At 55.6% G+C, this 12,761-nt stretch carries 10 protein-coding genes; 3 read left to right on the top strand and 7 right to left on the bottom strand.

Annotation, left to right across the window (positions count from 1 at the left end; translation table 11 throughout):
* Positions 1-61: 61 nt before the first annotated feature.
* From EH198_RS07090 to EH198_RS07070, 5 genes are all read right to left on the bottom strand, one after another.
* Entirely contained in the window at positions 62-1,498 is a 1,437-nt protein-coding gene (locus EH198_RS07090; RefSeq protein WP_124694839.1) for a sugar porter family MFS transporter, read from the bottom strand.
* A 302-nt stretch (positions 1,499-1,800) separates the two neighbouring features.
* On the bottom strand, positions 1,801-3,132 hold the full coding sequence (locus EH198_RS07085; protein WP_185702784.1) for an AraC family transcriptional regulator: 1,332 nt from the start codon (positions 3,130-3,132) through the stop codon (positions 1,801-1,803).
* A complete protein-coding gene (locus EH198_RS07080; RefSeq protein ID WP_124694838.1) occupies positions 3,107-4,597 on the bottom strand; it encodes a sensor histidine kinase in 1,491 nt (496 codons plus the stop codon). The genes EH198_RS07085 and EH198_RS07080 overlap by 26 nt, the downstream gene beginning before the upstream one ends.
* The gene (locus EH198_RS07075) at positions 4,594-5,589 is read right to left on the bottom strand and encodes a sugar-binding protein (protein ID WP_124694837.1); all 996 of its coding nucleotides are present in this window, start codon (positions 5,587-5,589) and stop codon (positions 4,594-4,596) included. The genes EH198_RS07080 and EH198_RS07075 overlap by 4 nt, the downstream gene beginning before the upstream one ends.
* A gap of 191 nt (positions 5,590-5,780) precedes the next feature.
* Entirely contained in the window at positions 5,781-6,305 is a 525-nt protein-coding gene (locus EH198_RS07070; protein ID WP_124694836.1) for a hypothetical protein, read from the bottom strand.
* A 482-nt stretch (positions 6,306-6,787) separates the two neighbouring features.
* Between EH198_RS07070 and EH198_RS07065 the strand changes: the two genes are divergently transcribed.
* The 3 genes from EH198_RS07065 to EH198_RS07055 all read left to right on the top strand — a co-directional run bounded on the left by EH198_RS07065 (position 6,788) and on the right by EH198_RS07055 (position 10,157).
* The gene (locus tag EH198_RS07065) at positions 6,788-7,678 is read left to right on the top strand and encodes an AraC family transcriptional regulator (RefSeq protein ID WP_124694835.1); all 891 of its coding nucleotides are present in this window, start codon (positions 6,788-6,790) and stop codon (positions 7,676-7,678) included.
* A gap of 167 nt (positions 7,679-7,845) precedes the next feature.
* On the top strand, positions 7,846-8,577 hold the full coding sequence (locus tag EH198_RS07060; RefSeq protein WP_124694834.1) for a ThuA domain-containing protein: 732 nt from the start codon (positions 7,846-7,848) through the stop codon (positions 8,575-8,577).
* 356 nt (positions 8,578-8,933) lie between these two features.
* Positions 8,934-10,157, top strand: coding sequence for an aminotransferase class I/II-fold pyridoxal phosphate-dependent enzyme (locus tag EH198_RS07055; protein ID WP_185702783.1), 1,224 nt, complete (start codon positions 8,934-8,936; stop codon positions 10,155-10,157).
* Between the two features lie 872 nt (positions 10,158-11,029).
* Here the strand turns inward: EH198_RS07055 and EH198_RS07050 are convergent.
* Both EH198_RS07050 and EH198_RS07045 read right to left on the bottom strand, forming a co-directional pair.
* On the bottom strand, positions 11,030-11,842 hold the full coding sequence (locus EH198_RS07050; RefSeq protein ID WP_124694832.1) for an ABC transporter permease subunit: 813 nt from the start codon (positions 11,840-11,842) through the stop codon (positions 11,030-11,032).
* Positions 11,839-12,726 carry an ABC transporter ATP-binding protein gene (locus EH198_RS07045; RefSeq protein WP_124694831.1) on the bottom strand — a complete coding sequence of 296 codons (888 nt, stop codon included), beginning with the start codon at positions 12,724-12,726 and terminating at the stop codon, positions 11,839-11,841. Before EH198_RS07045 ends, EH198_RS07050 begins: the two co-directional genes overlap by 4 nt.
* Positions 12,727-12,761 lie beyond the last annotated feature (35 nt).

The raw sequence follows: 12,761 nt of genomic DNA, 5'->3' as shown, positions 1-12,761 counted from the left end.
GATGACCGGGGACAGCCTCGTGGTTATTCTAAGATTCGGCTTCCGCCGCCAAATGGATCAATTAATCCTGAAGGGAGGGATGCAGGCTCTCCTGTTTCTCGCTATGCTTGTTCTCCCACATCGCTTCGATTTCTTCCAGCGATTTGCCTTTCGTCTCCGGAATGACTCCCATAGTGAAGAGGAAGGTGAACAGGGAGGTCGCGCCGAAAATCCAGAAGGTTACAGCCGGTCCCGCGGAAGCGAGCAGCGGCGGAAAGGACTGGGATACCGCGAAGTCGGCTCCCCATAGTGCCATCGTGGCGACCGCTGTGGCCAGGCCGCGTATCCGGCTTGGAAATATTTCGGACAGAATCACCCAGACCACCGCTCCAAGCGAAATGGCGAAGGCTGCGACATAAACGAGAATGCAGATCAGTACGATCGGGCCATCCGTTTGGCCGGTATGGAAGGCGAAGCCAATGATCGTTAAACTGAGTGTCATAAAGAACGAACCGGCCAGCAGCAGCACCTTGCGTCCGAGCTTATCTACAAGCCACAGGGACAGTGCGGTAAAGATCAGATTGACAAGCCCGACCATAATGGTCTGGGTGAGGGAGCCGCTCGTTCCAGCTCCGGTCTGGCGGAATATTTCCGGCGCGTAATACATAACCGCGTTGATTCCCGTAACCTGCTGGAGCATAGCGACGACAATGCCTACAATAAGAACTGTGCGCAAAGCCGGAGTGAATCTCCGTCCAGACGAGGCGATCGACGCTTCCTCGTCCTGTTTAAAGGTCTGCTTGATGTCCAGAACTTCTTTCTTGGCCAGCTCTTCCCCGTGAATCTTCAGCAGAATGGGCAGAGCCTCTGCGGCTCGGCCTTTCTTGATCAGCCATCTTGGGCTTTCCGGAACAAGAAACAGCAGAACCAGGAACAGCAGTCCCGGCACAATGCCGGCTCCGAACATAATGCGCCAGCCGGTGGAAACGTCCCATGCATCGTTGCCGAGGCTAGATACGCCAAAAGCCAGGAAAGAACCGATGAGGATGCCCGATACCACCGCCATCTGGGTCATAGCGACCAGCCGTCCGCGGTATTTAGCGGGCGCGATTTCCGCATTATAGAGCGGGCAGAGCGTTGATGTAATCCCGATGCCAACGCCCTCGATCATGCGGGCCAGGATGAAAATCTCCAGGTTCGGCGAAATAGCGGAAACGAAAATTCCGGCGGTATACAATACCGCAGCCGCAAGCAGCACCTTTTTTCGGCCGAACCGTTCACCCAACATACCGGAGACTGCCGCTCCGGCCATACAGCCGATAATCAGGCAGGATACCGTCCAGCCGAGCATGAAGTTGCCCAGCCCAAAACGGGCACGCAGGAACCCGTTTGCTCCCGACATTACCGCCGTATCGAATCCGAACAAAAAACCGCCAAGAGCTGCTACCATGGATACAAGCAGAACAAATTTAATGCTGCTCTCCGCTTCTTTTGCCGGATTGTTCAATAGAGTACTCATATATTTACCCCTCTCCAAGCCATTCGTTTTTCTTGATTACAAGACCTATTTACCGGAAACGCTTAACATCCGTCTTATAGTGTTATGAGAATGGATGCCGCTCTAATAAGAGGGCAATTCCGTTTCTACTTGAATTATAGCATCGCCACTGAGTGCGCGGCGGAGCAATCCCCTGCACGATTTTGTCCTCTTTTGCGCATTTCTTTAAGGTGGAGCGGGAAAGGCCGAAGAGAATGTCGAACCTAGCATTATGTTGTCATCTGCACACAAAAAAGTCCACGCCTGCCGGCATGGACTTGAGCTTAATGGTTCTGGTCGCGGTATTCGCTTGGAGTGATTCCGGTTACCTTTTTGAATACCCGGCTGAAGTAGTTGGGGTCTTTGTAGCCTACGAGAAAGCAGATTTCTTTAAGGCTGAAATCTCCGGCCGCAATCAGTTCCTTGGCTTTGCCGATCCTGAGGCCGGTTAAATAATCGATAAAGGTCTCGCCCGTGAGCTGCTTAAAGATTTTGCTGAAATAAAAAGAATTCAGATGGACGTGATCGGCAACCTCTTCCAGCGAGAGTTCCTCCGTGAACCTTGCGCCGATGTAGCCTTTCGCCTTGTCCAGCACGCTCATCGTCTGCTGCTCCCGCTCCTCCCTTATACGCTGGAGAGCCGCAACGACATAGGAGCGCTGGCCTGCCCGGTCAATTGCCGCCGGGTTCCCGCCGTTATGATCGAGCTGCTCTTTCTTCAAATCGCCGAAGCGGCATACCCCGCCGCTGCGCTCGACGAGAGTGGAAGCGAACACGGCTTCAAAATAGGATTCATGAAGGCCTTCTGCGCCTTCACGGATCGTGCCGATCCCGACCGCTGCGGAAAGTCCGAGATGCTGCTCTGCGTGGGAGCGCAGCTTCTCTCCGTACCCAAGCGCCTCCTCACCGAATTCCGCTTCCTGCATGCCCGGCGGTATTCGCAGGAATACCGCGATATGGCTGTCGATGAGGGAACTCGAAATCGAGCTGCCGAAGGTTCTGACGAGACTGTGGATGACGCTGTACGCCCGCTGCCTGCCGATATTCGCATCGTCGTTGAAAGCGACGACAAGCCCGAGTCCCCGGTCAAGCGGGAATTCCAGCCATTCGGAGAGCTGCAGGCTGTCTTCATCAGCGGCTTTGTTCATCATCAGGAGAAGAGCGAGCTCATTCTCGGCAAGCGGCATAAGCTGCGACATCCGGTCGCGTATTTCCAGCTCTTCCTCGCGTTTGGCTTTTTCCTGGTCCAGTTCTTCCACCAGTCTTCGCAGCAGGGCTACCAGTTCCTCCCGTTTGGCCGGCTTTACGATATACTCCTTGACCCCCAGTGATATGGCTTCCTTGGCATAGGCAAAATAATCATAGGCGGTCACCAGCACCAGCTTGGCGTCCGGCATCCGCGTCTTGATCTCCCTGAGGGCCTCCAGACCCTGAATGCCGGGCATATTGACATCCATAAAAATAATATGCGGCCGCTGCTCCTCGGCAAGTCCGATGGCCGTCCTTCCGTTCTCTGCGTGAATGATCCGGAAGGTTCCCGGCATCGCCCGCCGGATAATCCACTCCAGCCCCTCGCGCTCAAGCGCCTCGTCATCTGTTATCATCAGCCGATACACTGTTTATCCCGCTCCTTCTCGCCGGAATTGTTAGCATTACGGTAGTTCCTTTCCCCGGCTCACTGGAGATTTGCACCAAATCTTCCCGCTCATAGACGAGCTCCAGCCTTCTGTATACATTTCGGATGCCAAGACCGGTGGAGCGCCCCCCCGGTTTCGCCTGTGCCGCGGTCTGCGCTCCGGTTGTCCCGGGCGCAGGCGTTACAGGCGAACGGCTTAGCAGGGCTGTCCGTATATCCTCGGTCATTCCCTTGCCGTTATCGGATATAACGATCTTCGTTTCCGAGGGTTCGTCGCGTACGATAAGAGAGATGACGGCTCCGCTCTCCATATGGGCGATACCGTGGACGAACGCATTCTCGATTATAGGCTGTAGAGTCAGGGAGGGCACCCGGACATCGAGCGCTTTGTCTTCGATATCGAGACGGAATTCCACCCGGTCGCGGAACCGGGCCTGCTGCAGCCTGATATATTCCTTCACATGCTCCAGCTCGCTGCGCAGCGGCACCTGACGATCCAGATTTTGCAGATTGTAGCGCAGAAAGCTCGACATCGAGACAATCAGATCACTGGTCTGTTCAGCCTCCTCCAGCAGAGCAAGCTTCGAAAGCGCGTTAAGCGTATTGTATAAAAAATGAGGATTGATCTGACTCTGCAGAGCCCGCAGCTCCAGGGTCTTCACCAGCTGCTCCTTCTCGGCAATCTGCCTGTCCTTTTCGATCGACTCCTTGAGACCTGCCAGCATTTTGACGAAAGCGGTGGAAAGGGCCGCAAGCTCATCCTTGCTTCCTGAAGGAAGAACCGTGTCCAGGTTCCCCTTGGATACCGATTCCGCCGATCGGACCAGCGCGCTGACCGGAACTGTAATGCTTCGGGAAATCCAGAGCGCAACCACGATGCTGAGCGACGTGATCAGAGCGAATACGGCGGCTCCAAGCTTGTAAAGATGCGCATTGTCCGCCTGAATGCTCCGATACACCGGCCGATAATAATCCAGCTCGTCTTCAACCAGCCGCTGGCCTTCGCTCCGGATAAAGGAGGCGGTCTTTTCAGCTTCTAGATAGTGCCCGAACGCTTCCGACGCCTTGCCGTTCTCGGCTGCCGCGAGTGACTGCTGCTCAAGCGACAGCAAAGTTTGAATCATGTTCCCGTACCCGGTCAAAGAAGAGGCCAAGGGAGGGGCGGAACCCGTATCCATCAGGGTGGAATGAAGCTCCGATATGAGGGTGAGCTTCCCGGCCGCAGCCGTTTTCGTGTCCTCCGCCGGGTGAAGCAGATACGCATACACCGCTTTGAGGCTGTCCTCGGATGCCGCGGCGGTCTCTTTGTAATTAAGAACCCTGCCCATGATCAGATCGTAGCTTTCCTGAACGATCGTTCCGCTCTGAAACAAGAAATAAGTCACCAGGTTCATCAGCAGAACGAGCAGGGGGATAAAGATCAGCAGCTTGCTGCGTATACTCATGGCCCACTCTCCCCCGAGGATTCAGTTATGCCGCTGCCGCCCAGCGGAGATATGGATGTAAAGTTGACGTCCGGTACGGCTTTCTCGTGAAAATAATCATTCAGCAGGGTCACGGCCTCGGCGCCCATTTCCAGCGGCTGCTGGACAAGGGTCACCTTGATCATTCCTTTGTGCACGGCTTCCTTGGTTTCCGCCAGGTCATCAAAAGCGAACAGCAGCAGCCCTTTTTTTCCCAGCCGCTGCGCCGCGTCCATGGCGCCGAGCCCGTCCAGGGAGCTGAATCCCACGACAGCCTTCAGCTCCGGATGAGCCGCAAGGAGGCTTCGGGTCTGCTCCGAGGCCTGAAGCCGCGAAATATCGGAAGACCGGATGTCCGCAATCTTAAGCTCCGGATATTCTTGAACAACACTGCGCAGACCCTCCAAGCGGAGACGCTGGCTGTCGGCCCGGGGCGTTCCGACCAGTACGCCGATCGTTCCTTTGCCGCCTGTGGCTTCGGCCACCAGCTGGCCCATCTCTTTACCGGCCGCCAAGTTATCCGTACCGACGTAGAACAGCCTGTGGCTTCCCGGCTCATCGGCGTCGACAGTAACGACGGGAATGCCGAAGGACTCCGCCCGGTCGATCAGATTCCGTGAAGCGCTCTCTCCGCTGCCCTGCACGATAATGGCATCGGGCCGCGTGGCAATCGCACGCTCCAGCTGCGACAGCTGCTCCTCCGGATTAATCCGGAGGGGTCCGGTGTATTCGAGATTCATATCGAATTTTCCGGCCGCCTGGAGCGCCCCCTGCTCGATGGATCGCCAGAAAGGATTATCGAGCTCCTGGGAAATAAAGATGACCCGCCGTGAAGAGGCCGACTGGGCCTGCCCGGGCAGCAGCGAGTCTACCTGCCGCTGGAGCCGGTTCGTCGAGAGAACGAATTGGGCCAGCGTATATAAAAATCCGCATAGTAAAATCAACAGCGCAATACTCCACTTCCGTTTGAACATCCAAGATCTCCTTATACACAAGTTGTCATCCCCACTCAGGTTAACCCTTATTATACCGAAGACTGTGCCGGCCCCCAAATGAAAATTGCGTAGGCGATCCGAATTTAAACGCAGAACGGCCCGCAGAGAGAACTCTTACGTCTAAGAGTCCCGCTGCGGGCCGTTATTTTGATTTCAAGAAGACCTTTGGATTAAGGAATATATTGCTGAACGATAGAGGTCACTTTGCCGTCCTCAACCGTGATGTGGTAAGGGAACTGGCTCAAGTCGACCACATCCGCGTTGCCGAATTTCTTCAGAAATGTATCCCGGTCGACGGTTTCATTCCAGTTGATATCCAAATCTTCGGGATTTCCGGTATGGTCGAAAATTTGCATCTTAATGCTAACATTGTCCGCCAGCGGATACCTGGTCAGTGTATCGCTGTCATTCACAATATAATAACCGTCCGGCGCTCCGCCCAGTTCCGCGGCGGCTTCCGGTTCCCGCTCCGCAAAGAGGCGGTCGGCGTCGGCTCCTTCGTACCAGTTAATTTCATCCGCCGTCAGGGTCACCTGAGTTCCATCCTGTTCAAGCGAATGAATATATACGGTCAATTGCTGCGCCGGTCCGCTGCTTTCGGCAACTGCCCGGGTTCCGACTGTGCTTGACGTATGGATGAGGGAAAAGAACAGCAGCACGATAAAAGGTACTACGGCAGTCTTTTTCAACAACATGATAAATCTCCCCCTTGACTCTATAAAGCACAGTATAAGGCTATATACCCACTGTGTTCATTCTCAAACGATTCTTTTATAACAATTAACGGATTAGACGAAAAAAGGTTGCAGAAACCCTGCGGCTGCTGTTCGGCCTGTCCTATCTGATTTCTCACAATATTATTTATTACACCTTTACCGTGGAGGATTATTATCTGTATTGGGACCTTACGAACGGAGTTTTTGTGCCGCTGATTCTCCTTATCGTTGGTATTCTCCGTCAAAAATCCGCACCGAAACCGGCCTGAAGCCGTTTTTTTTGTGCGCCTAATAATCAGGCTACGCCCCGGCTGCGATGTCCGGCACCAGTCACTCAAACTTCACCCGCGAGCAGCGCCGAATCACCGGCCGTTTTTCCGAAAAAAATCTTTGCCCTTTGGGGTTGCGCTGCCTTATCATCAATATCGGAGCAAATTAAACGTAAAGGTACGGGAGACGGCATGAAACTATATCTGGAAATTCCGGAGCTCGACAAGCATTTTCCTTTCCGCAGCTTTGTGACCAAGGGGGACCGGCTGTGCTACCCGCATTGGCATAAAGAAATCGAAATCATTTATGTGGTTAAAGGGAGTGTGGATCTTGGCATCAACGATGTTCCGATCCATATGCGGCAGGGGGAAATCCAGTTCGTGGACAGCGGGGACGTGCATTATTTTCTGGCTTCCCCGGACAGCGAGCGGGTGGTCATCCAGTTTGATTTAAGCTTTTTTCAGGAAGTTTCGGTTCATGACGCCAAGGAACATTCGCTGCGCGACGCCTTTGCTACCATGGAGCATTCAGCGCGGAAGTGGCCAGGTGAGGTGGCGGACAAAATGCGGGTACTTATCGAGAGCATTCACGAGGAGAACAAGGGAAGGGCGGACGGGTACGCATACCTGATCAAAGCCCGGCTGTTTGAGATGCTGACCTTGATCTTCCGCGAGGTTCCAAGGAGCGGCACGCACCGCCAACCGAAAATTTCGGAGGAATCGGCCACTAAATCCAGGGAAACGCTGGAGAAGCTGGAGCGGATTTTTACCTATGTCGAGAATCATTACCGCGAATCCATCAGTTTGAAGGAGGTCGCGCAGTATATGGGCTTCAGTCCTTATTATTTTACCAAGCTGTTTAAACGAAATACGGGCATGACCTTTGTGTCCTTTCTTAATGAATACCGGCTGAACAAGGCCAAATGGCTGCTGCTGAACGGAGACGCGCCGATCACGGAGGTTGCCGAGGCTTCGGGCTTTGGGGGCGTGAAGACGTTCCACCATTTTTTCAAGGAAGCGACAGGCATTTCTCCCCTGAAATTCCGCAGGACAATATACGGGAATAATTCGGCTAGAATCTAGGAAGAAAGCGCCTTCCCCAAGATGTATGATAAGTGATGTAAACGATTAACTCGTACGCGTTCAACGTTGAAAGTATGATTCACAGCACTCGCTGCCGATAAAAACACCGCTGTTAATACATAGTTAAAGAGTTGCAGGCGTACTTGGGGACAGGAGAGAGAAAAGGCATGGTCAAAGTAACCGTATGGAATGAATACCGCCATGAGCGGAACGATAGCAAAATCGCCGCTGTATACCCGGAGGGCATACACAACCAGATCGCAGGCTTTCTGAAAGAAGAAGGCATGGACGTTGCAACGGCAACCCTCGATGAACCGGAGCACGGGCTTACGGAGGAAGTGCTGAATAATACCGATGTTCTCGTCTGGTGGGGCCATATCGCCCATAAAGAAGTAAGCGACGAGATCGTGAACCGCGTCCATCGGCGGGTTCTTCAGGGCATGGGGCTTGTCGTGCTGCACTCCGGACATATGTCGAAAATTTTCATGAAGCTGATGGGTACCAGCTGCGATCTGAAATGGCGGGATGTCGGGGAGAAGGAACGCCTGTGGGTCATGAACCCGAGCCATCCGATCGCGGAAGGCATCGGTGAATATATCGAGCTTGACCAAGAGGAAATGTACGGGACGCACTTCGATGTGCCTGCGCCCGAGGAATTGATCTTTGTCGGCTGGTTTGAAGGCGGAAACGTATTTCCTAGCGGCTGCACCTATCGGCGCGGGAACGGCAAAATCTTCTACTTCCAGCCGGGCCATGAAGCTTATCCGACCTATTATCATCCGGAAATTCAGAGGGTCATCGTCAATGGCGTGCGGTGGGCCGAGCCGACAAAGCGAGCTTATCCGGTCTACGGCAATTCCAAGGAATTGGAGACAATTAAACGGGAAGTGCTGCTGTAGAGCTAGAGGAATGGAAGGAGCCGGCCGGGGATATTCCCCTGGACCGGCTTTTTTGTGCGCTGCGTGGGCAGCGTGGGGACTGTGCGCCGAGGGCTGTGTGCGCTGTGCGCTCCATCCACTCCGTGGGCTCCGTGTGGTCTGAGTGCGACGTCGGCCTGAGTGCTCCCGTGTGCTTCGTATCCCTGTGCGCTCCTTGGAGTCGTGCCCTCCATGCGCTCCGTGTCCCCCGTCCCCTCCTTGCAATTATGGCGCATGAACCGCTTTAGGGCGGTGCAGGAATAAGGCGGAAGATGGTATACTTACTTAAGCATTGAATTGAATCTACTATTTTGAAGAAAACAGGCAGGTGTGTTTCATTGACTCTTAAAGTTTCCAACTCCAAATGGCGTGCGGACAAGCTGTCTAGTCTCGGCTCCTCGATCTTTCAGGAAGTCGCAGGCTGGAAAAACGAAGCGGCCGCAGCGGGCATTGATATAATGGATCTCGGCATCGGCAGCCCGGACCGCGGACCGACGATTGAAATCCGGCGGGCGCTCAGCGAAGCCGTCTTGAAGGAGGACGGCTACTCGTACCCTTCCTCGGAGGGCGGGCTTGCCTTCCGCCGGAAAGCCTCGGACTGGATGCGTTACCGGTTCGGAGTCGAAGTCGACCCCGAGACCGAGATGCTGATGCTTATGGGCTCCCAGGACGGGCTGGCGCATCTGGCGCTGGCAGTATGCGATCCCGGCGATTTGGCGATTGTGCCGGACCCGGGCTACCCCATTTATTCCGGAGCGCTGGCCATCGCCGGAGTAACGCCGTGGCCACTACCGCTGAAGGCGGCGAACGGCTTCCTGCCCGATCTCGGAGCAATCCCGGAAGACGTGCTTGAGCGCGCTTCTTTTATTCTGCTTAACTTTCCCGGCAATCCGGTTTCGGTTCGGGCGGATGAGGCTTTTTTCGAGAAGCTGGTCGCACTGGCCCGGAAATGGAACCTGCTTGTCGTGCACGATCTCGCCTATTCCGAAATGGGCTTTGACGGATATCGGCCGATCAGCATTCTGCAGGTGCCCGGCGCGCGGGAGACGGCAGTCGAATTTCATTCCTTTTCCAAAAGCTTCAACATGGCCGGCTGCCGCATCGGCTTTCTGGCCGGGAACTCCGAAGCCGTAGGCGCTTTGCGGAGCCTAAAGGGCAACATCGACTACGGCGTCTTCGAGCCTGTACAGGAGGCGGCCATCGCCGCGCTGGAACAGGCGATGGGCTCAGACGCCGGCGAGGGCGTCGGGCCGCTGTACGAGCGGCGGCGCGATGCCTTCATCGGCGCGCTGCGCGATGAAGGCTGGGACGTGCCGAAGCCTGCGGCGACGATGTTCGTCTGGGCGCCGCTGCCCGGTAGGGCGGCTGCGGCGGGCTTCGACTCGCGCCGCTTCGCCCGCGAGCTGCTGCTGGAGACGGGCGTCGCCGTCATCCCTGGCGACGCATTCGGCGCGGAAGGGCGGGGCTTCGTCCGCATCGCGCTTGTACAGGAGGCGGATCGCCTCGCCGAGGCGGCCCGGCGGATCGGGCGGTTTCTCCGCGCCAAAGGGCTGGCGGAGTAGGGGCCGAACCGGCCGGTTCCGGCGCAGCAGCCAACCGATGCGGGGCCGTCCGCCCGGCGCAGCTGCTTGCGACGACCCGAACGCTCCTACAGCGGGAGATAGGCGACCGATTACGTGAGTGAATAGAGCGTTTTTGAAGCGTGTAGTGACAGCGAGTGGGCGGAAAGTTTGAGCGCGCAGGTCGACAGGTGAGCGTTCGCAGCATATGTTGACTGAATTCAATCGGCGAATCCCGATTTCATTTCAGCTGGCGGTAAATGCAAAAATAGCGGGAATTACTCCCGCTTTTTTTTTGTATCTAAGGGCGTTTTTCGTAATTAGATGGAATTCCTCCGTCTAATTTGCCTGTTTTCAGCAATATCAGCTAAAATAGGCAAAATTAGCGGGAGAATTTCCAGGTAGTTTAGAGGCAACGTCCGATATAGAAGGAATTAGCGGGAGGAAATCCAGCTAACAGGCCATTCAAACAATGGCGAGAAACCAATATGCATTGCTGATCGGGATCGCCCGCGCCTCGCCGCAGCATCCGGCCGATGCGGGACCGCCTCGTCCCGGCATAGCATCCTGCCGATGCGGGATCGCCTGCGGCCCGGTGCAGCAGTCGCCGATGCGAGCCCGCGCCCCTGCGAGCCCGCCCGCGCCCCCGGCGCAGCAGCCTGCGAGATGCAGCATCTCGGCACAGCATCCGGCCGCTGCGGAACCGCCCGCGCCCCCGGCGCAGCAGCCTGCGAGGCGCAGCATCCGGCCGATGACCGCCCTCGGCGCAACCGCGCGTGGACATCACGCGTCCACGGGGCCCGGCGCAGCGCGGGGAGCAGCGGCAGCGCGCCTTCCCGCTCCCTGCCGCTGCTCTCGCACCGGCGAGGCCGCTCCTACAGCGGCAGATCGCGCCGCTTGAACAGAACAATGCCCAGGCCGAATGAGAGCAGGCCGACGGCCAGCAGCACAAGGGAGATTCGGCCCCATTCCGCTTGACCCGCGACGATCTCGCTGGGGCGGTACAGGGTGAAGAGCGTCAGGGACTTCATCCAGCTCAGCTTGTCGCTGATTTTGGCGACCAGGTCGATGGTGAAGAAGCCGAAAGCGACAAGGCCGGAAATGCCGAGCGCCTTTTTCTCGTCATTGGACAGGCAGGACACCAAAAAGGTCAAGCCGCCGATCGCAAAAAACAGCATAAAGGCGACGAGGTTCAGATGCAGAAACCGTTCGCCGTTAAAAGGGTAGGAGTCGCCAAGAAACCAGGCTTCTCCCAAAAAGCCCGCCAGGGTCGTTACGCCCACAATGACGATCAGTGACGTAATCAATACAAGTGCCTGCGTCGTCGACACTTTGGCGCGGGTGGTCGGCGTGGACAGCAGATAGGCCATCGAGCCTTGATCTACCATGCCGGCCATCAGCCGGGTCGACATCTGCACGCAGACAATGGACAGGATCAGCACCAGTATGAGGCCGTAATATTCGCCCGAGATGAACGCTTCCGCACTGGCGAAGCCGCTGTTCAGGCCGAACGCGTTGTTCACGCCCTCCGGCATGGACTTTACAATATCGTTCAGCGCCTGTGTGTTTTTCGCGATGCCCGGGTACAGCCAGATGATCAACAGGATATAAAAAGCGGAGCCGAAGGCGTAGTTCATCATGCCTTTGGCATTCACTTTAATCATTTGTTTAAATAATGGGAAATTCATGGCTGTTGTTCCTCCCGGTCATAATAATCCATAAAAATATCCTCCAGGTTCTGCGTGAATACATCCATGCTGCGGATCCGGTATTTCGCCGCTTCCTCAATGAATGAATTATAATTGCCCCGGATGGCGACCCGAACGCGGAAATCGTCATAGTTCTCGACGGGCAGACCGGAGGTGCGGAACCGGAGCGCATCCTTCTTGTTCTCGAAGACGACGTCGAACAGCTTCCGCTGCATCGACTGCAATTCGTGAATATTTTTCACGGCGACGAGATTGCCGTCCTTGATGATGGCGGCCCGGTCGCAGGTCCGCTCGATTTCGGGAAAGCTGTGCGACGACATCAGGAAGGTTGTGCCCCGCTGCTTTTCTTCCAGCACCAATTCAATGAATACCTTTTGCATCAGCGGGTCCAGACCGGATGTGGGCTCATCGAGAATAATCACCTCCGGGCTGTGCATGAACGCGGCGACAATGCCGACCTTCTGCTTCATCCCCTTTGACATTTTGCGGATCGGCGTGTGCGCGTCAAACTGAAGGCGCCGGATCAGCTCACCGCGCTTTCCCTTGTCCTTCAAGCCCTGCATATCCGCCATAAAATCAAGGAAGGCGATTCCCGTCATCCCGTCGACGAAGGCGATTTCCCCCGGCAGGTAGCCAACATGCTTTTGCACCGTTCCCTGCGCTTTCCACACATCAAGCCCGCATATGGCCGCATGTCCCCGGTCGGGCTTCATAAAGCCCATAAGATGCCGGATGGTCGTTGACTTGCCGGCTCCGTTCGGTCCGAGAAAGCCGAACACCTCTCCTTTGTTTACCGTAAAAGTAATATCGCGTATCCCTTTTCCGTTTGAAAATGTTTTGGTCAACCCTTGGACAGTAAGCATACTGCCACCTCCGACGTAAAATAATGAAATATTTT

This window comes from Paenibacillus rhizophilus (genome assembly GCF_003854965.1).
In the GTDB taxonomy this organism is placed as follows: domain Bacteria; phylum Bacillota; class Bacilli; order Paenibacillales; family Paenibacillaceae; genus Paenibacillus_AQ; species Paenibacillus_AQ rhizophilus.
Note: the sequence above shows the minus strand (reverse complement) of the source record. Positions and strands in the feature narration are given on the sequence as shown.

Bases quoted from the DNA above. Each gene is read 5' to 3' on its own strand.
- EH198_RS07090 (WP_124694839.1), bottom strand. From the start codon at position 1,498: ATGAGTACTCTATTGAACAATCCGGCAAAAGAAGCGGAGAGCAGCATT.
- EH198_RS07080 (WP_124694838.1), bottom strand. From the start codon at position 4,597: ATGAGTATACGCAGCAAGCTGCTGATCTTTATCCCCCTGCTCGTTCTG.
- EH198_RS07075 (WP_124694837.1), bottom strand. From the start codon at position 5,589: ATGTTCAAACGGAAGTGGAGTATTGCGCTGTTGATTTTACTATGCGGA.
- EH198_RS07070 (WP_124694836.1), bottom strand. From the start codon at position 6,305: ATGTTGTTGAAAAAGACTGCCGTAGTACCTTTTATCGTGCTGCTGTTC.
- EH198_RS07065 (WP_124694835.1), top strand. From the start codon at position 6,788: ATGAAACTATATCTGGAAATTCCGGAGCTCGACAAGCATTTTCCTTTC.
- EH198_RS07060 (WP_124694834.1), top strand. From the start codon at position 7,846: ATGGTCAAAGTAACCGTATGGAATGAATACCGCCATGAGCGGAACGAT.
- EH198_RS07050 (WP_124694832.1), bottom strand. From the start codon at position 11,842: ATGAATTTCCCATTATTTAAACAAATGATTAAAGTGAATGCCAAAGGC.
- EH198_RS07045 (WP_124694831.1), bottom strand. From the start codon at position 12,726: ATGCTTACTGTCCAAGGGTTGACCAAAACATTTTCAAACGGAAAAGGG.